Source organism: Mycobacterium sp. 4D054 (genome assembly GCF_052245755.1).
Taxonomy (GTDB): domain Bacteria; phylum Actinomycetota; class Actinomycetes; order Mycobacteriales; family Mycobacteriaceae; genus Mycobacterium.
This window is the reverse complement of record NZ_JBQQCF010000008.1, coordinates 89,781-110,491: the sequence shown is the minus strand read 5'-3', so window position 1 is coordinate 110,491 and position 20,711 is coordinate 89,781. Positions and strand designations below refer to the sequence as shown.

Below are 20,711 nucleotides of genomic sequence, written 5' to 3'. Positions count from 1 at the left end.
GTCACGCCCGCGCAGCGGTGCTGAGCAACTCGGCGAGATCCCGATCGAAGTAGTACACCTGCTGCAGGGTCAGGAGCCGGGCCAGCAGTGGACCGGGGAGCGGCTCGTCGCCGCGGGCTGCCGACTGCAGCGCGATGACCATCGCGTCGTTGTAGTCACCGACCCCCAGACGCACATACGCGGTGTTCCGCTCGGTGGGAGTCATCCCCGTCTGGCAGTGCTCCACCAAATCCCAAGCCGCGATGCTCAACTCGGAACTGTCCATAACTCATTCTCTTTCACGGCTGCCCAACGCGCTCGGCGAGATGGAGACTGTACACACGCCGGCGCCTTCTGCGCTGTCACTCGGCGTTCACCCGCTGATCTTGAATCGCTCATCTGGCCGCGTCAAGGTCAACCGTCTGCGGCGGTCGGTCAGTTCAGCCGGTGTTCCAGGATTTCCAGCGACTTCGCCAGAGCCTCCTCGGGGAACGGGTTGTTGTGTGACGCCGCGATCAGTACGCCGACGATCGCTCCGGCGATCACCCGCCGCTCCATCTCGTCGTCCGGCCCTTCGGGGCGCTCGGTCAGCGCGTCGGCGATGAGGTCGATGAGCCGCACGTATTCGGTGTAGATGAGGCCGCGGGCTTCCGGGATCGCGTACATGAACTGCTCGCCGGCGAGGACGTCGTCGCGTTCCTCCTGCGACAGGTGCCCGAACACGGTGGCGACGGCATGCCGGTAGGCGGCCACGATGGACAGTTCCGTGGGCGCGGCGATGAACGCCTCGACGATCGGGGAGATCTTGTCGTCAGAGAGCAGCAGCCTCTCCTTGACCCCGAAGTACCGGTAGAACGTGCGCGGGGAGACCTCGGCCGCCTCGGCAATCTGCTCCACCGTGGTGTTGGTGTAGCCCTGCTCATCGAAGAGGCGGAAAGCCTCCCGGCGAATAGCCAGGCGCGTGCGGAGCTTCTTGCGCTCTCGCAAACTCTGGCTCGGGACCGGCGCTGACACTCTCCCAGTTTCTCTCATCGGGCTCGCCCTCCAACAGGGGCGACGTTTCCCAGGATTGCGAAATAAGTCATTGACATCGAACAGGAATTGCGCTGAATCACGACATTTTGGTGTCCAGGATGGTCAGCGCCTTCGACAACGCCTCCTGGGGCAGCGGATTGTTGTGCGACATGGCGATGAGGACCCCGACGATGGCTCCGGCGATCACCCGCCGCTCGAGAGGTTCGGCGCCGTGGCCGAGGCGGCCATCGAGAACCTCGGCGATCGAGTCGATCAGCTGGACGTATTCGGTGTAGATCAGACCCCGCGCCTCGGGCACCTGGTAGAGCAGCCGTTGCCCGGTGACGGCGTCGTCGTACTCGTCGGCGGACAGGTTGCCGAACACCTCTTCCACCGCGTGCCGGTACGCGCCGACGACCGACATCTCCCGCGGGGCGGCGGCAAAGGCCGCGACGATGGGGGCGCTCTGGTCGTCCGATATCAGCAGGGCCTCTTTGAACCGGAAATACCGGTAAAAGGTCCGAGGCGAGACGTCGGCCGCTTCGGCGATCTGGTCGACAGTGGTGTTCGCGAAGCCCTGCTTGTCGAACAGCCGGAAGGCCTCCCGGCGTATCGCCAGACGTGTCTGCCGCTTCTTGCGCTCCCGCAGACTATCGGAGCTGTCCGGCCTTGACACCAGGTAAGTTTCCCTTATCAAAGACCATTCGCCAAAACCGGAAGCGGTTATTTCTCGCCGATCAGGTGTACAGCGAAGCCGCACATACTCCAAAGACTGCCATAACAACGTCTGGATCACCGGATTTCGGTTAAGCCCTTAGATATTGGACCAACTTTCCAATACAAATGACTTGTCGGGCAAACTGCAGGCTGGGTCCATTCGTGGGGGCGGTGTCGGTCAGTCGGCGTCGGCGTGAAGTCTTGTGCGGTTGCCGGCAAGGTACTGCCGCAAACTCCGCGGCCGGCGCCGCGCGGCACGTGCTCGCCCCGCCCTGACCAGGTCCGGGACAATACCGACGACACCGAGAGGAGCTCACCGTGAGCCAGCCGATTCAGCGCATCAACCCACCTCAGCTGTTCGACTCGACCGCCAACCACCACTCGCAGGGAACCGTGGTGGAGGCAGGCAAGCTCGCGTTCTTCTCCGGGCAGGTGGCGTGGAGCCCGGCCCGGCCGACGCCGCCGTCCTCGCTGGCCGAGCAGGCACGGATGGTGACCGACAACCTGCAGGTGTGTCTGGAGTCCGTCGGCGCCACGCGCGACGACATCGCGATGGCGCGGATCTACGTCGTGAACCTGACACCGGAGCGGCTCGAGGAGGCGTTCCCGGCGCTGGGCGAGTTCTTCGGAACCTCGCTACCGAGCCTCACCGGAATCGGCGTGCAGGCACTGGCGGGCCCGGATCTGCAGATCGAGATCGAGATGGTGGTGCGGGTGCCGTCGTGAGGCGGCTGACGGCGCACCGCGTGTCGTGGCCTCACACCGCGTCCACATCGCGCACCGCGCCCTTGTCCGCCGACAATGCCAGCGCCGCATAGGCTCTCAACGCCGCCGACACCACCCGGTCGCGGTTCTTCGGCCGGTATCCGCCGCCGGCCTCCAACGCCGCACGGCGACGGGCCAATTCGGCGTCGGCGACGTCGAGTTCGATCGTGCGGTGCGGGATGTCGATGGTGATCGGATCACCGTCGGTGACCAGCGCGATCGTGCCGCCGGCTGCTGCCTCGGGCGACACGTGACCGATCGACAGACCCGACGACCCTCCCGAGAAGCGGCCGTCGGTGACCAGCGCGCACACCGTTCCCAGCCCGCGGCCCTTCAAAAACGAGGTGGGATACAGCATCTCCTGCATGCCCGGCCCGCCTTTGGGTCCCTCGTAGCGGATCACCACGACGTCGCCGGGCTGCACCCGCCCCGACAGGATCGCGTCGACCGCATCCTCCTGGGACTCCACCACCACGGCCGGCCCGGAGAACGCCAGGATCGACTCGTCCACTCCCGCGGTCTTGACGATGCAGCCGTCCGCCGACAGGTTGCCGCGCAGCACCGCCAGGCCGCCGTCCTGCGAATAGGCGTGGCGCACATCGCGAATGCAGCCCTCGGCCGCGTCGGTGTCCAGCGACTCCCAGCGTTCGGACTGGGAGAACGCCGACGCCGAGCGCACGCAGCCCGGCGCGGCGTGGAACAATTCGAGCGCTTCCGAACTCGCCTGTCCGCTGCGGATGTCCCAGCGGCGCAACCACTCCGGCAGCGAGCGCGAATGCACCGAATGCACCGTCTCGTGCAGATGCCCGGCACGCCACAGCTCACCGAGAATCGCCGAGATACCGCCGGCACGGTGCACGTCCTCCATCAGGTAGTGCCCGTTGGGCGCCACCTTGCACAGGCACGGGATCGCCCGGCTGCGCTTCTCGATGTCTTCCAGCGTGTAGTCGAGTTCGGCCTCGCGGGCCGCGGCCAGCAGATGCAGGATGGTGTTCGTCGACCCTCCCATCGCGATGTCCATCGCCATCGCGTTGTCGAACGCGTCCCGGTCGGCGATCGCGCGCGGCAGCACGCTCACGTCGTCCTCGTCGTAGTAGCGTCGGCACAACTCCATCACCGTCGTGCCCGCGTCCTCGTACAGCCGCCGCCGCGCGGTGTGGGTGGCGAGCACCGAGCCGTTGCCCGGCAGCGCCAGGCCGAGTGCCTCGGTCAGGCAGTTCATCGAGTTCGCGGTGAACATGCCCGAACACGATCCGCAGGTCGGGCAGGCGTACTCCTCGATGCGCGCCAGGTCCTGATCGGACACCTCGGCGCTGGCGGAGTCGGCGATCGCCGAGATCAGGTTGAGCCGGGTCCGCACCGTCCCGTCGACCAGCACCGCGGTTCCGCCCTCCATCGGGCCGCCCGAGACGAATACCGTCGGGATGTTCAGCCGCAGCGCGGCCATCAGCATGCCCGGAGTGATCTTGTCGCAGTTGGAGATACACACCAGCGCGTCAGCGCAGTGCGCGTTGACCATGTACTCGACGGAGTCGGCGATCAGCTCCCGGGACGGTAGCGAGTACAGCATGCCGCCGTGGCCCATCGCGATACCGTCGTCGACGGCGATCGTGTTGAACTCCCGCGGCACGCCACCCGCGGCCTTGACCGCCCCGGACACGATGCGGCCCACCGGCTGCAGATGGGTGTGGCCCGGCACGAACTCGGTGAAGCTGTTGGCGACCGCGACGATCGGCTTGCCGATGTCGGCGCCGTCCACGCCCGCCGCGCGCAGCAGTGACCGTGCCCCCGCCATGTTGCGTCCGTGAGTGACCGTCCGTGACCTCAGCTCCATGCCGTCCACGCTGCCGCTTCGCGCCGCAGGTCGGGAAGACGGTGCCGATACTGGTAGCGGCACCACCACCCTCGAATACCCTCGGAAGGCGTGGACCGACGCACGCAGCAACGCCACGCCCTCGGCGAGTTCCTGCGTGCGCGCCGCACCGCCGTGTCCCGCGCCGACCTCGGGCTTCCCGACCTGCCGCGCTCGCGCACCGGGGGGCTGCGCCGCGAGGAGGTCGCGGTGCAGGCCGGGGTCAGCGTCACCTGGTACACGTGGCTGGAGCAGGGCCGCGACATCAACCCGTCCAAGCAGGTGCTCGACGCGGTCGCGAAAACCCTGCGGCTCTCGGCCGCCGAACACGAGTACGTGCTGGCCCTGGGTGGCTACGTGGTGGACCCGGCGGTGTCCGACGGCCCGCTGCCGCCGCAGATCCAGCGGTTCCTCGACGCGCTGGACGGCTATCCGGCGTTCGCGATCACCCCGGACTGGGGGATCGCCGCCTGGAACGCCGCCTACGCGGCGCTGTACCCGAACATCGAGCGGGCGCCGGTCGCCGACCGCAACCTGCTGTGGCTGGTGTTCATGGACCCCTACATCCGAGAGTTGTTGCCCGACTGGGAATCCGACAGTCGGCGCTTCCTCGCCGAGTTCCGCGCCGATGCCGGGCCGCGGGTGGGGGAGGCGTCCTACACGGCGCTGGTCTCCCGGTTGTCGGCCGGCAGTGAGCACTTCGCGGCGGCGTGGCGAGCCACCAGCATCGAGCGGTTCACCTCCCGCGAGCGGCTCTTCCGCCACCCGGTGGTCGGCGAGCTGAGGCTGGAGCACCACCAACTCGCGCCCGTCGATGTGCCGGAGGTGCAGATCGTGGCCTACCTCCCGGTGCCGGGATCAGGTGCGTCAGAACGCCTTGAGGAACTCGCCGGTCATGCGGCGGACACCGCGCGGTAGACCAGGTCGGCGACCGTTCGGCAGTATGCGTCGTCAACAGGCTCGCCGGTGTACAGCGCCCGCATGTTGATCGGTGCGAACAACAGTTCCAGCGCGGTGAAATGGTCGATGCCGTCGCGCAGTTCCCCGCGCTGGCCGGCTCGTTCGAACACCACCCGAAGGCCGTCTGCACGGGATCGCCACGCCGACCGCCGAACCTCGACGCTGGCGACATGGGAATCGGCGATCAGATGCCCGCCGTGCAATCTGCGGCCGGCGTCGGAGGTCACCATCGCGGCCATCCCGACGGCCAGCGCGAACAAATCGGTGCGCAAGGAACCGGTGTCGGGCAGGGACTGCTCGACACCCGGACGCCGTGCGAGCGCCTCCAAGACCAGCGTGTCGGAATCCGGCCACCGCTGCTGAATGGCCGCGATGTCCAGCCCGTGGCGGTGCGCCATTGCGCCGACATCGAAGCGATCTATGCCCCAGCGGGCGACCTCGTCATGGACGGCGGCGATCACCCGCTCGTGTTCATCGTCAGCACACGATTGGTCAACGGACACGGATCAACCTCCCCAGACTCATCCAGCGTCCACGATGCCACACCGCCTACCGGACGACGATGGTGTGGTCGCCGCGCGCGACGAGTTCGCCGATCACCGGCGCGCCCGGGATCTCGCCGGCGATCAGCAGCCCGCCGGAGGTCTGGGCGTCGGCCAGCAGCAGCGCCTCATCCTCGCCGACCGCGGACAGGTCGGTGTGCGGGGCGACCCAGTCGAGGTTGCGCCGGGTGCCGCCGCTGACGTAGCCGTCGCGCAGCGCCTCCCGCGCCCCGTCGAGATACGGTACCGCCGCCGACTCGAGCACCGCCGTGACACCGCTGGCGCGGGCCAACTTGTGCAGGTGGCCCAGCAGACCGAAACCCGTGACGTCCGTGGCACATTCGACACCGGCCGACACCGCTGCCTCGGCGGCCCCGGAGTTGAGGGTCGTCATCACCGCGATCGCCTCATCGAAGCGCTCACCGGTGCTCTTGTGCCTGCTGTTGAGCACGCCGATCCCGAGCGGCTTGGTCAGTGACAGCGGCACACCGGCTTTGCCGGCATTGTTGCGCAGCAACCGATTCGGGTCGGCGATTCCGGTGACGGCCAGACCGTACTTGGGTTCGGGGTCGTCGACGCTGTGCCCGCCGGCCAGATGACAGCCCGCCACGCCGCACACCTCGAGCCCGCCGCGCAGCGTCTCGGCGGCCAGCTCGAACGGCAGCGTGCCGCGGGGCCAGCCGAGCAGGTTCACCGCCACCACCGGCCGCCCGCCCATCGCGTAGACGTCCGACAGTGCGTTGGTCGCCGCGATCCGGCCCCAGTCGTAGGCGTCGTCGACCACCGGGGTGAAGAAGTCCGTCGTCGCGATCAGCGCGATGCCGCCCTCGATGCGCACCGCGGCCGCGTCGTCGCCGTCGTCGAGTCCGACGAGCAGTTCCCCGACCGGGTTCGTCGGCGTCGCCGCGGTGAGTCCGCGGACCACGTCTTCGAGCTCGCCGGGCGGGATCTTGCAGGCGCATCCGCCGCCGTGCGCGAACTGCGTCAGGCGGAAACTCTCTGCGGTAGCCATGGCGTCCATCCTGCCCTGTCATGATGGACGGGTGGGCCAGGGAGGCGTTTCCGGTCTGGTGACCGGCACGATCTTCAAAATCGGTGAGCGGCAGTTGCTGTCGCTGGCGGGTTCGATTCCCGTCCGCCTCCGCCATGGGTGATGACCCGCGGCGGCGGGTGCCGCGCACCGACGCCCTGCTGGCCGACCCGCGCCTGGCCGAGGCGGGGCAGCGGCTGGGCCGCACCCTGGTCAAGCGCGTGATCGCCGACGCGCAGCAGCGGGCCAGGGACGGCGACATCAGCCCTGAGGACGTCGCCGACCATGCCGTCGCCGCGCTGCCCGCCGGCGCCACCACCCTGCGCGCCGTCATCAACGCCACCGGCGTCGTCGTGCACACCAACCTCGGGCGGGCACCGCTGTCGCAGGCCGCCGTCGACGCGATCGTCACCGCCGCCGGCGCCACCGACGTCGAGTTCGACCTGGCCACCGGCCGGCGGGCCCGGCGCGGCCGCGGCGCCCTCGCTGCGCTGGCTTCGGCCGTGGCGACCGCGCGGGGCGTGCATGTGGTCAACAACAACGCCGCCGCTCTGCTGCTGGCCGCGCTGAGCCTGGCGCCGGGCAGGGAGATTGTCGTCAGCCGCGGCGAGCTGATCGAGATCGGCGACGGCTTCCGGTTGCCCGCGCTGATGGAGTCGACGGGTGCGCGCATCCGCGAGGTCGGCACCACCAACCGCACCCACGTGCGCGACTACGCCGACGCGATCGGCCCCGACACCGGTTTCGTGCTCAAGGTGCACCCGTCGAACTATCTGGTCAGCGGGTTCACCTCGGGGGTGTCGGTGCGTGAGCTTGCCGGACTGTGCCACGGCGAACGTGACGACGGCCCGGTGCCGCTGGTGGTCGACATCGGCTCAGGGCTGCTGGCTCCGCACCCGCTGATGCCCGACGAGCCCGACGCCACGACCGTGCTGCGCGACGGCGCGGATCTGGTCACCGCCAGCGGCGACAAGCTGCTCGGCGGTCCGCAGGCCGGTCTGCTGTTCGGCGCGAGCGAGCTGATCGAGCGGCTGCGTCGTCATCCCGCAGCGCGGGCGTTGCGCGTCGACAAGCTGACGCTGGCCGCACTGGAGGCGACGCTCGTCGGCCCACCGGCGCCGGTCGCGCAGGCGCTCGACGTCGACGTGGACATGCTGCGGCGGCGCGCCGAACGCCTGGCCGCCGCGCTGCCGGGCGCCGAGGCCGTCGCGTGTGTCGCCGCGGTCGGTGGCGGCGGGGCGCCCGGAGTCGAGCTGGCCAGCTTCGCGGTCAGCCTGCCCGAGTCCTGCGCCGCCGCCCTGCGCGTCGGTGACCCCGCCGTGGTCGGCAGGTTGGAGAACGGCCGCTGCCTGCTCGACCTGCGCACGGTCGCGCCGGACGATGACCCGCGGCTGCTGGAGGCGGTGCGGGCATGCATGTCATAGCGACCGCGGGCCACGTCGACCACGGGAAATCCACACTGGTGCAACGGCTTACCGGGATGTGGCCGGACCGATTGGCCGAGGAGCAGCGCCGCGGGCTGACCATCGACCTCGGCTTCGCGTGGACGACGATCGACGGGCGCGACATCGCGTTCGTCGACGTGCCCGGCCACGAGCGATTCGTCGCGAACATGCTCGCCGGGGTCGGGCCGGTGCCGGCGGTGATGATGGTGGTCGCCGCGACCGAAGGCTGGATGCCGCAGACCGAGGAGCATCTGGCCGCGCTGCAGGCGCTCGGTGTGCGGCACCTGCTGGTGGTGATCAGCAAGACCGACCTGGCCGACCCGGCTGCGGCGACCGCTCAGGTGCGGCAGCGGCTGCCCGATGCGCCGGTGGTGAACGGCGGGGACCTCGACGAGGTTCGCGCCCGGGTTGTCGCGCTGGTCGACGCGTTGCCCCCGCCGGACCGGGAGGCCGACGTCCGGCTCTGGGTGGACCGCTCGTTCACCGTGCGTGGGGTCGGCACGGTCGTCACCGGCACGCTGGCGGCGGGCACGCTGCGCGTCGGCGACGAACTGGAGCACGCCGGCCGGCGGGTGACGGTGCGCGGCCTGCAAACGCTGGAACGCGACCGCGCCGAGGTGGGGGCGGTAGCCCGGGTCGCGGTGAACCTGCGCGGGGTGGACCGCCGCGGCATCGGGCGTGGCGACACCCTGCGCACGCCCGGCGCATGGCTGGAGACCGGCGAGATCGACGTCGGGCTGCGGACCGCCGGGAAGCTGCACGAGCAGCTGGTGTTGCACATCGGGTCGGCCGCGGTGCCGGTGCGGGTGCGGCCGCTGGGCGAGACCGGCGCCCGGCTGCGGCTGAGCCGGCCGCTGCCACTGCGTATCGGGGACATCGGGCTGCTGCGCGATCCGGGCGAGCACCGCATCGCGGCAGGCGTCGAGGTGCTCGACGTGCGACCGCCTGCGTTGCGCCGTCGCGGCGACGCCCGCGCGCGGGCCGCCGAACTCGCGACCGGACGGGTCGCGCCGCCGGTGTGCGAACGGTCGGACCTATTGCACGCCATGGGTTTCGACGTGCACGGTGTGACCGTGGGCGAGTGGGTGGCCGACGCGCGGTGGTGGTCCGGGCGGCGCAGACAGTTGACCGCGGCGGTGACGGCGTGGTCGGCCGAGCACGACATCGCCGCCGGTATGCCGATGGAGGCTCTGCGCCGGGAACTCGACCTGCCGTCGGTGGAGTTGTTGGCGCCGCTGCTCGAGAACAGCGGTTTGGTGCCGGCCGACGGGCGGGTGCGCCGACCGGGGGTGACGCTGCCCGAACGGGTCGACAAGGCGGTTCGGGTGATCGAGGAGCGGCTGGCCGCGGAGCCGTTCCGCGCACCTGAAGCCGACGAACTCGCCGAGCTGCGACTGGGACCGAAAGAACTCGGCGCCGCGGTGCGCGCCGGGCGGCTCGCCAAGATCGCCGACGGCGTGGTGCTCGGACCCCGCGCGCACGTCCGAGCCGCCGATGTGCTGGCCACACTGCCGCAGCCGTTCACCGTCGCCGAAGCCAAACGCGCATTGCAGACCACCCGCCGGATCGCGGTGCCGCTTCTGGAAAGCCTTGACCAGCAACAGATTACGCGGCGAAACCAGGACGGTACCAGGGTTGTCGTCGCCGGCGGCCAGAGGTGACCTGCAGCGGCGCACCCGGGACTGGCGGATCGGCTGCGTGACGTGCTCAGCGGACGGTTCGCCGGAGCGCTGTCATTGACCGCTGTCGGGCCGCTGCTTGGCGGGGCGGCTGGCGCGCAGCGAACCGGGATGCGCCTTGGCGGTTGGGTCTTTGCGGGTCTTGATCAGGCTGGCGATGGTGACGATGGTCAGGATCACCACGATGACCACCAGGCTGAGGTAGGTGTTGATCTCCGGGATGCTCGGGTTGATGTCCACATGCGCCCAGTGCAGCACCAGCTTGACGCCGATGAACGCCAGGATGATGGACAGCCCGGTCGACAGGTACACCAGCCTGTCGAGCAGCCCCTTGACCAAGAAGAACAACGCCCGCAGACCCAGCAGGGCGAACGCGTTCGCGGCGAACACGATGTAGGGCTCGCTGGTGACGCCGAAGACTGCGGGGATCGAGTCCAGCGCGAAGAGCAGGTCGACGCTGCCGATCGCGATGAGCACCGCCAGCAGCGGAGTCGCCACCCGGCGTCCGTTGGCCCGGGTGAACAGCTTGCCGCCGTCATACTCCTCGCTGATCGGGATGAACCGCCGGGTGGCCCGGATCATGATGTTGTTCTCGACGTCGGGGTCCTCGTCGCGATGCCGGAACAGCTGAATCGCGGTGAAGATCAGCAACAGCCCGAAGATCAGGAACATGAACGAGAACAGCGACAGCAGGGTCGCGCCGAGCGCGATGAAGATGGCCCGCATGATCAGCGCCAGGATGATGCCGAAGGTCAGCACCTTGTGCTGATGCTCCTCGGGCACCGCGAAGGTGGCCATGATGATCACGAACACGAACAGGTTGTCGACCGACAGGCTCTTTTCGACGACGTAGCCGGCGAAGTACTGGGTGCCGAAGTCGCCGCCGTAGGTCATCGCGAACCACACCCCGAAACCGATGGCCACCAGGATGTAGAACACCGACCATGCAGTGGCCTCCCGGAAGCCCACCCGGTGCGGCCGCACTGCCGCGAGAACGAGGTCGACCGCCAGCAACGCGACGATGAGGCCGATGGTTGCCGCCCAGGTCATCAGGCTGATCTCGAGCATGGTCCCTTTGTACCTGAGAGTGTGGGGTTGACCTGGCCGCCAAGGGGTACCTTGAGGCAGCGAGGCGGACGAAGGTGGACGGGTGGACATCAGGAGACTCTTCGAATCGTGGCCGGTGTACCGGCAGCTCACCGGTGAGGACACGCTCGGTCGCGGCAAGGCCGCGCAATCCAGGCGCAGCCTGACCCTGACCCCGCGCACCGCCGACGCCGAACGCGTCGCGTATTCGGTGTGCCCGTACTGCGCGGTCGGCTGCGCGCAGAAGGTGTACGTCAAGGACGACAAGGTCGTTCAGATCGAGGGCAATCCGGACAGCCCGATCTCGCGCGGGCGGTTGTGCCCGAAGGGATCGGCCAGCAAGCAACTCGTCACCGGGCCGCAGCGCCTGACCAAGGTCCGCTATCGCGCGCCGTACGCCACCGAGTGGCAGGACCTCGACCTCGACACCGCGATGCAGATGATCGCCGACCGGGTGCTCGATGCCCGCGAAAAGGGTTGGCAGGACTTCGACAATGACCGCCACACGCTGCGCCGCACCTTGGGCATCGCCAGCCTCGGCGGCGCCACCCTGGACAACGAAGAGAACTATCTGATCAAGAAGCTGTTCACCGCGCTGGGCGCCCTCCAGATCGAGAACCAGGCGCGTATTTGACACAGCGCCACGGTTCCCGGTCTGGGAGCCTCCTTCGGTCGCGGCGGGGCGACGGACTACCAGCAGGATCTCGTCAACTCCGACTTCATCGTCATCATGGGCTCCAACATGGCCGAAGCTCATCCGGTCGGATTCCAGTGGGTGATGGAGGCCAAGGCGCGGGGCACCGGCGTCGTGCACATCGACCCGCGGTTCACCCGCACCAGCGCGCTCGCCGACCGGCACGTGCCGCTGCGCGCCGGAAGTGACATCGCGTTCCTCGGTGGCGTCATCAACTACATCCTGAGCAACGAGCTGGACTTCCGCGAGTACGTCACCGCGTACACCAACGCGCCGTTCCTCATCGACGAACGCTTCGCCGATGCCGAGGATCTCGACGGTCTGTTCTCCGGGTACGACGACGCGACCGCCTCCTACGACCCGTCGACGTGGCAGTACCAGAACACCGATGCGGGGGAGGGCGGCGCCGAGGCCAAGGAGCAGAGCGCCGGTGACCGCTACGGGTCCGGCGGCCCGCTGATCGAGGGCGGCGCCGGCGACATCCCCAGCGATCCGACGCTGCAGCATCCCCGTTGCGTCTACCAGATCCTCAAACGGCATTACGCCCGCTACACCCCGGAGATGGTGGAGCGGGCGTGCGGCATCCCCGCCGACGTGTTCGTCGAAGTGGCGCGCGCGTGGACGGAGAACTCGGGCCGCGAGAAGACCGCCGCGCTAGTGTATTCGGTTGGCTGGACTCAGCATTCGGTGGGCGCGCAGTTCATCCGGGCCGGGGCGATCATCCAGCTGCTGCTCGGCAACATCGGCCGCCCCGGCGGCGGGGTGTTCGCGCTGCGCGGGCATGCCAGCATCCAGGGCTCGACCGACGTGCCGACGCTGTTCAATTTGCTGCCCGGCTACCTGGCGATGCCCCATGCCGGCCAGGAGACGCTGGCCGACTACCTCGACGACATCAAGAGCCGGAACCAGAAGGGGTTCTGGTACAACGCCGACACCTACATGGTGTCGCTGCTCAAGGAGTACTGGGGCGAGGCGGCCACCGCGGAGAACGACTACTGCTTCGACTACCTGCCCCGCATCAACGGCGACCACGGCACCTACCGCACCGTGATGGACATGGTCGACGGCATGGTGTTCGGATACTTCCTGCTCGGCCAGAACCCCGCGGTCGGGTCGGCGCACGGACGGCTGCAGCGGCTCGGCATGGCCAACCTCGACTGGCTGGTGGTGCGCGACCTCGTCGAGATCGAGAGCGCCACCTTCTGGAAGGACGGACCCGAGATCGAGACCGGCGAGGTCTCGCCGCAGACCTGCCGCACCGAGGTGTTCCTGCTCCCGGCTGCGTCGCACGTCGAGAAGGCCGGCACGTTCACCCAGACCCAGCGCATGCTGCAGTGGCGGGAGCAGGCCGTGCAACCGCCGGGCGACGCGCGCAGCGAGCTGTGGTTCTTCTACCATCTGGGCCGCATCCTGCGCGAAAAGCTGGCCGCCTCAACCGATCCCCGTGACCGGCCGCTGCTGGACCTGTGGTGGGACTACGAACTCGACGGTGACGAGCCGTCCGCTGCGGACGTGCTGCGCCGCATCAACGGTGTGGACCTGACCACCGGCCGGGTGGTGAACAGTTACACCGAACTTCAGGCCGACGGCTCCACCGCGTGCGGCTGCTGGATCTACAGCGGGGTGTACGCCGACGAGGTGAACCAGGCCGCCCGCCGAAAACCGCACACCGAACACCGCCGGCAGAGCCGGCAATCAGACGAGGGCCCCTACGACCACGAGTGGGGCTGGACGTGGCCGCTGAACCGGCGCGTGCTCTACAACCGGGCGTCGGCCGATCCGCAGGGCCGGCCGTGGAGCGACCGCAAGAAACTGGTGTGGTGGGATCCGGACAAGGGGGAGGCCGGCGAGTGGACCGGGCACGACGTCCCCGATTTCGAGAAGACCAAACCGCCGGACTACTATCCCGAGCCCGGCGCGGTCGGTGTGGAGGCGCTGCGCGGCGACGACGCGTTCGTGATGCAGGCCGACGGCAAGGGGTGGCTGTTCGCGCCGAACGGGGTGGTCGACGGCCCGCTGCCGACGCACTACGAGCCGCACGAGTCCCCGGTGCGCAACCCGCTGTATCAGCAGCAGAGTAATCCGGCGCGCAAAGTGTATGGGCGGGCGGACAATCCGTCGAACCCGTCCTGGCCGGACGCGCACGGGGAGGTGTTTCCGTTCGTGTTCACCGCGGCCCGGCTGACCGAGCATCACACCGCCGGCGGGATGAGTCGGCAGCTGCCGTACCTGGCCGAGCTGCAGCCGGCGCTGTTCGTCGAGGTGTCACCCGAACTGGCGCGGGTCCGCGGATTGACGCACATGGACTGGGCGCACGTGGTGACCAGCCGCGCCGCCGTCGACGCCCGGGTGTTCGTCACCGACCGGATGCGCCCGCTGCACGTCGAAAACCGTGTGGTGCACCAGATCTGGTTGCCGTACCACTGGGGCCACGCGGGCCTGGTCGACGGCGACGTCGTCAACGATCTGCTCGGTGTCGTCGCGGACCCGAACGTCTTCATCCAGGAGAGCAAGGTCGCCACCTGTGACATCCAGCCCGGCCGCCGCCCGCGTGGCCCGCTGCTGCTGGAGTACCTGCGCGAATACCGCGACCGCGCGCAGATCACCCCGTCGACCGGCACCGTTCTGGACACCACCGGGCCGTCGCGCGACCACACTGAGGAGGCGCCATGAGCACCAGCGAGAAGCGCGGCGGATCGCGCATCGGACCCACCAGTTTCTACGGGCCGCTCGACGACGTGGCCGCTGACGCCGGCTACGACGAGCACCCGCCGCGGGTCGGCTTCTTCACCGACACGTCGGTGTGCATCGGGTGCAAGGCGTGCGAAGTGGCGTGCAAGGAATGGAACGACGTGCCCGTCTCAGGAGATCGGGACGGGTTCGACCTGCTCGGCATGTCGTTCGACAACACCGGCAACCTCGGCGCGAACTCGTGGCGGCATGTGGCGTTCATCGAGCAACCCGGCCGCCCGGTCGAGGATCTGGGGATGCCGGGCTTCGAACGTCCCGGCGACGCGACCGGCGCCGAGACCCGGCAGGACTTCCGCTGGCTGATGGCCTCGGATGTGTGCAAGCACTGCACGCACGCCGGCTGCCTGGATGTCTGCCCGACCGGCGCGTTGTTCCGCACCGAGTTCTCGACAGTCGTTGTGCAGCAGGACATTTGCAACGGGTGCGGGTACTGTGTGTCCGGGTGCCCGTACGGGGTGATCGAACGCCGTGAAGGCGACGGCCGGGCCTGGAAATGCACGCTGTGCTACGACCGGCTGCACGACGGTCTGGAACCGGCCTGCGCGAAAGCCTGCCCGACGGACTCCATCCAGTTCGGGGTGCTCGACGAGCTCCGCGAGCGCGCCGCGCTGCGCATCGACGAGTTGCACGAGCGCGGGGTGACCGAGGCGCGGCTGTACGGGCACGACCCCAACGACGGTGTCGGCGGGGACGGCGCGTTCTTCCTGCTGCTCGACGAACCGGAAGTGTATGGGCTGCCGCCGGATCCGGTGGTGCCCACCCGCGACGCCGGTGCGATGTGGCGCTACGCCGGGATTGCAGCGTCGGCCCTGGTCGGGGTCGTGGTGTCGGCGTTTGTGGGGCGATCATGAAGGAAAAGCTCGGCAGTGACGACACTGCCGTCCCGCCCGCTGATTTCCGGTCGTACTACGGCCGGCAGATCCTCAAGACGCCGGTGTGGAACTGGATGATCGCGGCGTACCTCTTCGCCGGCGGCTTGTCGGCGGGCTCGGCGCTGCTGGCCGCCGGGGCCGATCTGACCGGACGCCCGCGGCTGCGGAAGGTGTCCCGGCTCGGTGCGCTGGCGGGCCTGTTGGCCGGCATGTGTTTCCTGATCGGCGACCTGGGCCGGCCCGGGCGGTTCCATCACATGCTGCGGGTGGCCAAGCCGACTTCGCCGATGAGCGTGGGCACCTGGATCCTGTTCGGCTACGGCCCGGGCGCAGGCATCGCCGCCGCCGCGGAGCTGATGCCGCGTCGTCTGCGGCGAACATGGTTGGGCCGCCTGGTTTCTCGGCTGGCCCGGCCTGCCGGACTGGAAGCCGCCGCGGTGGCGCCGGGGCTGGCGGCATACACGGCGGTGCTGTTGTCGCACACCGCGGTCCCGGCCTGGAACGAGGCGCACCCGTATCTGCCGTTCATTTTCACCGGTTCGGCGGCGGCCGGCGGTGGCGGTCTGGGCATGCTGCTGGCGCCGGTGGCGGAGAGCGGGCCGGCGCGGCGGATGGCGGCGACGGGCGCGGTGCTGGAGGTGGCGGCGTCGCGCACCATGGAGCGCCGGCTGGGACTGGCCGGCGAGGCCTACACCACCGGCCGGCCGCACACGCTGAGGCGGGCCTCTGAGGTCCTGACCTTTGCCGGGGCCGTCGGCGCGGTGGTGTCGGGCCGGCGCCGCTGGGCCGTCGCGCTGTCGGGGGCGGCGCTGCTCGCCGGCGCCGCGCTACAACGGTCCGGGGTGTTCGAAGCGGGTGTGGCCTCGACGAAGGACCCGAAGTACGTGGTGGTGCCGCAGCGGGAGCGTCTCGACGCGCGCTGACGTCTAACTCCGCGTTTTCGGGGAACAGACGGTCTGTGGAATTCGAATGTGCAGTTGTCGGTGGCGGCGCGGCCGGCCTGAGCGCGGCCTTGGTGCTGGGCCGGGCCCGGCGCACCACGATCGTCCTCGACGCCGACGACCCGAGCAATCGCGCGGCCCCGGTGATCGGTGGGCTGCTCGGCTACGACCGGCGCCCGCCCGACGAGTTCTACGCGGCCGGGCGCGACGAACTCACGGAGTATCCGAGCGTGCAGTACCGGCGCGCGGAGGTGCTGGGCGGGCGAGCGGTCGACCGCGGGTTCGTCCTCGACGTCGACGACGGCAGCCGGGTGCACGCGCGGCGGGTGCTGCTCGCGACGGGCATGGCGTACGCGCCGCCGCAGTTGCCCGGGCTGCCCGAGCTGTGGGGCACCTCGGTCTTCCAGTGCCCGTTCTGCCACGGCTGGGAGGTGCGCGACACCCGGCTGGCCGCGCTGGCCTCCGGGGAGCAGGGGGTGCACACCGCGCTGATGTTGCGCGGCTGGAGCGACGACGTGGTGCTGCTGACCGACGGACGCTCGCAGCTCGGCCCCGACGACCAGCGGCTGCTGCACGATGCCGGCGTGACTGTCGACGACCGGCGCGTCGTCGAATTGATCGGTACGGAAGGTCAATTGGAGAGCATCGCGTTCGCGGACGGGACCCGGTTGGAGCGGGACGGCCTGCTGGTCGAGGCGCCGGTGCGGCAGCGGTCGCCGCTGGCCGCACAGCTGGGCGCGACGTGCACGCCGGGCCCGTTGGGCACCGAACCGCTGACGGTCGACACGATCTCGCGGACCAGTGCGGGAGGGGTGTTCGCCGCCGGCGATGTCTGCACCCAGCAGCCACACATCGCCGGCGCAATCGCGTCGGGCTCGCAGGCGGCGATGATCATCGTGCAGAGCCTACTGGCCGATCAGTTCGGGTTGCCGTATCCGCCGGAGTAGCGAGATCGGTACCCTCTGTCGGTGGCGGACACGGTGTGGGAATTGGATTCCTCCGACGGTGAGCTTCGGCTGAGAACGGGTGTGACGGGCCCGGCGGCGAAGATGGGTCACCGGCTGACCATCGCGATGACGTGGCGGGCCACCGTGCAGTGGGCAGGTGACGAGCCGGCGTCGGTGCAGCTGACGGTGGACGTCGGGAGCCTGGCGGTGCTGGGCGGCCAGGGTGGCGTCGCCGGACTGTCCGGCCCGGAGAAGGCACTGGCACGCTCCAACGCACTCAAGGTCTTGGATGTGAAACGGTTCCCGCACATTGTTTTTCGGACTGAGTCGGTGGAGCGGGCCGACCTCGGCTATCGGTTGACCGGCAGGCTGGAGATCCACGGCAAGGTCCGCGACCGGGTGGTGGAGCTCCGGGTCGAGGAGGCGGGCGACCGCTGGCGGATGTCGTGCCAGGAGACGGTGCGTCATTCTGATTTCGGTCTCAAGCCCTATTCGATGATGATGGGCGCGATGAGAGTCGCCGACGAGGTGACGGTGTCGTTCACCGCGGAGCGCAAGCGCGGGTGAGGCTCGCAGCCGAAGCGCGAGCCTGATGCATCCCTGTCCCGACGCTGTGGACGAGATCGACGTGAGGGCTGTTGCTGTCGCCGTGCCGGGTGTCCACGGCCGTGGTGTCGATCTCGCGTTCAGTGTGTGGATCAGTCGAGTTCGCGCACCGCGAGGTAGTGCTGGGAGACCGCCGGGCCTTCGGTGTAGCGCTCGACGTTCTGCTCGATGAGCTGGTCCTGCGCGGTGAGCCGGGTGTAATGCTGGTGCATGTGCTCGCCCCAGGAGCGCACGATGAACGTCTCCACGAACGTCGACTCCTGTTCCACGCTGCGGAAGAGTCGCCACAGCGACGCCCCGGTGCGCTGCCGGGACCGGCCCAGCACCGCCATCGCGGCCAGGAACGCCTCCTCGTTCTCCGGTGCCACCCGATAGGAGGTGATCACCAGCACCGGCCCGTCGAGCGGCTCGGGTTCGAAGAGCAGCGTCGGCTCCGGCCAGTGCGACGACGGCGTCAGATCGAGATTGCCGGTGCTGGCGTGCAGCGGCCACCACAGCAGGGACAGACCGCAGAGCACGAGCAGCGTCATGCTCACCAGCAGGCTGGTGACACTGCTGGTGGCTCCGGCGAGCACACCCCACACCAGCGACCCGATCGCCTGACCGCCCATGAAGACCAGCTGATACACCGACAACCCGCGGGCGCGCACCCATCGCGGCAGGCTGAGCTGCATTGACGCATTGAGCGTGGACAGCGTCAGCAGCCATGCGGCGCCGCCGACCACCAGCCCCGCCACCACGGCGGCGACGTTGTGCACCAGCGCGAGCACCCCGGTGGCGACGGCGAACCCGGCCGCACCGACGATGAGCAACACGTTCTGGCCGAACCGGGCCCGCAGCCGCGACAACGCGAACGCACCGAGAACCGCGCCGACCCCGAGCGCACCGAGCAGCACACCATAGCCGGCCGAGCCGAGGCCGAGCTGGTCGCGGGCGATCACCGGCAGCAGCGCCCACACCGCGCTGGCGGGGGCGATGAACAGCACGGTCCGCAGCAGGATGCGGCGCACGACCGGGGAGCTGCGGATGTAGCGGCCGCCGGCGCTGAGCGCGGCCAGCGCCCGCTCGGGCGGGAAGTCGCTCCGCTCCGGAGGACGCCGCCACGAGACGAGCACCAGCACGATCCCGACGAACGACACGGCGTTGAGGGCGAACACTATCGTCGGCCCGGCCACTGACACCAGCGCGCCGGCGATTGCGGGTCCGATCGCCCGGGCGCCGTTCATGCTCATGCTGCCCAACGCCGCTGCGGCCGGAATCTGATGCGGGGGAACGAGATCCGGCTGAATCGCCTGCCAGGCCGGTGCGGTGAGAGCCTGCCCGCATCCGATGAGGAACAGCAGCGTCAGCAGCACGGTCGGCGTGGTCAGCCCGGCACCGGTGAGGGTGGCGAGCAGGCCTACCCCGGCGGCCATCGCGCCCTGGGTGGCGATCAGCAGCCGGCGCCGGTCGACGAGGTCGGCCAGCACGCCGGACGGCAGCGCCAGCAGCATGACCGGCAGCGTGGTGGCGGTCTGCACCAGCGGCACCAGGACCGCGGCGCGCGGATCGTCGACCAGCATCCACTGCGCGCCGACGGTCTGCATCCAGGTGCCGAGGTTCGAGACGAATTGCGCGATCCACAGTGCGCGGAACATCGGCGATCGCAGCGGCGCCCATGTCGAGGTCGACTCCGTCGATGTCATCCGTCTCCCATACCGGCTCCGTGGACACTGTAGGCCCGCGACTGCTTACCCGGCGAAGGGTGGGTTCACGCGTTGGGCTGCGTTCAGGCGCGGGATGCAGCGGCGGTCATGCCAGTCCCCGGTGGGGGCTGCAGGGTCAACCGTTGCGCGACAATGCCGTAGCGTTCGAAGCGCTCCGCGTCGGCCAGGGCGTTGTAGAGCACGATGCGGGTCGCGGTGGCGCCGTACCTGGCGGTGAGCGCGTCGGCCAGACCGTCCCACGTCGACTCGGTGGCGAACGTCGCGATGTGCTCGTCGGTGATCTGCGCGGCCATGCCCTGAAAGTCGCCGGCCTTCTGCTTCTCGCGGATGCGAGCCGTGGTGCCCTCGAAGCCGGCCTCGTCCCAGATGAACGCGTAGTTGGGTGTGCTGCCGTAGAAGCTCATGCTCGCCCGCACCAGTTCGCGCTCGCGATGCCGTTCCTCGTCGGAATCGCCGACGATCGTCATCACCGGCACGATCAGCGCCACCTCATGCGGTGATCGTCCCGACCTCGCAGCTCCCTCAGCAACTTTCGGAACGACGTGGCGCGCGATGTAGCCGGGCTCGCCGAGCGGATGCACATGCACCCCGTCGGCCACCTCGCCGGCCATCCGCAGCATCCACGGGTTGACCGCGGCGATGTCGACCTTGGGATCCGGGGCGTCGATCGGGCCTGCGCTCCACTGCGGGGTGATGAAATCGAGCGTGTAGAACTCGCCGTGATGGTCGAGGGTGCCTGTGCGGAACGCCGTGAAGCAGGCTTTGACCGCCAGCACGTAGTCCCGCAGCCGCGGACCGGGATGGGCGAACTCGGCGCCGTAGCGGCGGACCACATGGGTGCGGACCTGGGTGCCCAAACCCAGCCGGAAGTTGCCGCCTGTCGCCTCCTGGAGTTCCCACGCCGTCGCGGCGGTGACGAACGGGCTGCGCGGGAACGCCACCGCCACGCCCGTCGACAACTGGAGTCCCGGCGCCGCCTGCGCCGCCATCGCCGCGTTCAGGTAGGCGGTCCTGCCGGTTTCGGTGAACAGCAGCCCGTCGAAGCCGGCCTTCTGAGTGCGGCGTGCGAGATCGCCGGTCTGCAGGAGCGGCTGGGGAGTCGTCATCACGTCGACATGCACGATC

At 69.3% G+C, this 20,711-nt stretch carries 18 protein-coding genes and 1 tRNA gene; 10 read left to right on the top strand and 9 right to left on the bottom strand.

Annotated features, from left to right (window positions below):
• Window position 1 precedes the first annotated feature (1 nt).
• The 3 genes from ACTWP6_RS08680 to ACTWP6_RS08670 form a co-directional block, all read right to left on the bottom strand.
• Window positions 2-265 (bottom strand): hypothetical protein, encoded by a 264-nt coding sequence (locus tag ACTWP6_RS08680; RefSeq protein WP_443187388.1) that lies wholly within the window; start codon window positions 263-265, stop codon window positions 2-4.
• A 149-nt stretch (window positions 266-414) separates the two neighbouring features.
• Entirely contained in the window at window positions 415-993 is a 579-nt protein-coding gene (locus ACTWP6_RS08675) for a TetR/AcrR family transcriptional regulator (RefSeq protein WP_396885115.1), read from the bottom strand.
• A gap of 97 nt (window positions 994-1,090) precedes the next feature.
• The gene (locus ACTWP6_RS08670; RefSeq protein WP_260757108.1) at window positions 1,091-1,669 is read right to left on the bottom strand and encodes a TetR/AcrR family transcriptional regulator; all 579 of its coding nucleotides are present in this window, start codon (window positions 1,667-1,669) and stop codon (window positions 1,091-1,093) included.
• 359 nt (window positions 1,670-2,028) lie between these two features.
• Here ACTWP6_RS08670 and ACTWP6_RS08665 point away from each other — a divergent pair, with 359 nt between their 5' ends.
• Window positions 2,029-2,436, top strand: coding sequence for a RidA family protein (locus ACTWP6_RS08665; protein ID WP_260757109.1), 408 nt, complete (start codon window positions 2,029-2,031; stop codon window positions 2,434-2,436).
• A gap of 31 nt (window positions 2,437-2,467) precedes the next feature.
• Here ACTWP6_RS08665 and ilvD read toward each other — a convergent pair whose 3' ends face one another.
• On the bottom strand, window positions 2,468-4,309 hold the full coding sequence (gene ilvD / locus ACTWP6_RS08660) for a dihydroxy-acid dehydratase (protein ID WP_443187387.1): 1,842 nt from the start codon (window positions 4,307-4,309) through the stop codon (window positions 2,468-2,470).
• Window positions 4,310-4,399: 90 nt separating this feature from the next.
• Between ilvD and ACTWP6_RS08655 the strand changes: the two genes are divergently transcribed.
• Window positions 4,400-5,245: a helix-turn-helix transcriptional regulator gene (locus ACTWP6_RS08655; RefSeq protein WP_443187386.1), complete on the top strand. Its 846-nt coding sequence runs from the start codon at window positions 4,400-4,402 to the stop codon at window positions 5,243-5,245.
• Here ACTWP6_RS08655 and ACTWP6_RS08650 read toward each other — a convergent pair.
• Together ACTWP6_RS08650 and selD are read right to left on the bottom strand one after the other, a co-directional pair.
• The gene (locus ACTWP6_RS08650) at window positions 5,221-5,790 is read right to left on the bottom strand and encodes a TetR-like C-terminal domain-containing protein (RefSeq protein ID WP_443187385.1); all 570 of its coding nucleotides are present in this window, start codon (window positions 5,788-5,790) and stop codon (window positions 5,221-5,223) included. The genes ACTWP6_RS08655 and ACTWP6_RS08650 overlap by 25 nt on opposite strands.
• Window positions 5,791-5,836: 46 nt before the next feature.
• Window positions 5,837-6,841 (bottom strand): selenide, water dikinase SelD, encoded by a 1,005-nt coding sequence (gene selD, locus ACTWP6_RS08645; protein ID WP_260757113.1) that lies wholly within the window; start codon window positions 6,839-6,841, stop codon window positions 5,837-5,839.
• A 40-nt stretch (window positions 6,842-6,881) separates the two neighbouring features.
• Between selD and ACTWP6_RS08640 the strand changes: the two genes are divergently transcribed.
• The 3 genes from ACTWP6_RS08640 (at window position 6,882) to ACTWP6_RS08630 (ending at window position 9,965) form a co-directional block, all read left to right on the top strand.
• A tRNA-Sec gene (locus tag ACTWP6_RS08640) sits at window positions 6,882-6,976 on the top strand.
• Window positions 6,976-8,283, top strand: a complete 1,308-nt coding sequence (gene selA, locus ACTWP6_RS08635) for an L-seryl-tRNA(Sec) selenium transferase (RefSeq protein ID WP_443187384.1) — start codon at window positions 6,976-6,978, stop codon at window positions 8,281-8,283. Before ACTWP6_RS08640 ends, selA begins: the two co-directional genes overlap by 1 nt.
• The gene (locus ACTWP6_RS08630; RefSeq protein WP_443187383.1) at window positions 8,271-9,965 is read left to right on the top strand and encodes a SelB domain-containing protein; all 1,695 of its coding nucleotides are present in this window, start codon (window positions 8,271-8,273) and stop codon (window positions 9,963-9,965) included. Before selA ends, ACTWP6_RS08630 begins: the two co-directional genes overlap by 13 nt.
• A gap of 72 nt (window positions 9,966-10,037) precedes the next feature.
• On the opposite strand, the gene ACTWP6_RS08625 is transcribed toward ACTWP6_RS08630, so the two are convergent.
• On the bottom strand, window positions 10,038-11,051 hold the full coding sequence (locus tag ACTWP6_RS08625; protein ID WP_443187382.1) for a TerC family protein: 1,014 nt from the start codon (window positions 11,049-11,051) through the stop codon (window positions 10,038-10,040).
• Window positions 11,052-11,133: 82 nt separating this feature from the next.
• Here ACTWP6_RS08625 and fdh point away from each other — a divergent pair, with 82 nt between their 5' ends.
• Genes fdh through ACTWP6_RS08600 form a run of 5 tightly spaced genes read left to right on the top strand, consistent with a single transcriptional unit; the run spans window position 11,134 to window position 17,841 of the window.
• On the top strand, window positions 11,134-14,436 hold the full coding sequence (gene fdh / locus ACTWP6_RS08620) for a formate dehydrogenase (RefSeq protein WP_443187381.1): 3,303 nt from the start codon (window positions 11,134-11,136) through the stop codon (window positions 14,434-14,436).
• Entirely contained in the window at window positions 14,433-15,365 is a 933-nt protein-coding gene (locus ACTWP6_RS08615) for a 4Fe-4S dicluster domain-containing protein (protein WP_443187380.1), read from the top strand. The genes fdh and ACTWP6_RS08615 overlap by 4 nt, the downstream gene beginning before the upstream one ends.
• Complete coding sequence (gene nrfD, locus ACTWP6_RS08610; RefSeq protein ID WP_443187379.1) at window positions 15,362-16,309, top strand: NrfD/PsrC family molybdoenzyme membrane anchor subunit; 948 nt, start codon at window positions 15,362-15,364, stop codon at window positions 16,307-16,309. Before ACTWP6_RS08615 ends, nrfD begins: the two co-directional genes overlap by 4 nt.
• A gap of 35 nt (window positions 16,310-16,344) precedes the next feature.
• Window positions 16,345-17,274, top strand: coding sequence for an NAD(P)/FAD-dependent oxidoreductase (locus ACTWP6_RS08605; RefSeq protein WP_443187378.1), 930 nt, complete (start codon window positions 16,345-16,347; stop codon window positions 17,272-17,274).
• A 21-nt stretch (window positions 17,275-17,295) separates the two neighbouring features.
• Window positions 17,296-17,841, top strand: coding sequence for a YceI family protein (locus tag ACTWP6_RS08600; RefSeq protein WP_443187377.1), 546 nt, complete (start codon window positions 17,296-17,298; stop codon window positions 17,839-17,841).
• A 131-nt stretch (window positions 17,842-17,972) separates the two neighbouring features.
• Here the strand turns inward: ACTWP6_RS08600 and ACTWP6_RS08595 are convergent, their stop codons facing one another.
• Both ACTWP6_RS08595 and ACTWP6_RS08590 read right to left on the bottom strand, forming a co-directional pair.
• A complete protein-coding gene (locus ACTWP6_RS08595; RefSeq protein ID WP_443187376.1) occupies window positions 17,973-19,565 on the bottom strand; it encodes an MFS transporter in 1,593 nt (530 codons plus the stop codon).
• An 83-nt stretch (window positions 19,566-19,648) separates the two neighbouring features.
• On the bottom strand, window positions 19,649-20,707 hold the full coding sequence (locus ACTWP6_RS08590; protein ID WP_443187375.1) for a TIGR03617 family F420-dependent LLM class oxidoreductase: 1,059 nt from the start codon (window positions 20,705-20,707) through the stop codon (window positions 19,649-19,651).
• Window positions 20,708-20,711: the final 4 nt, after the last annotated feature.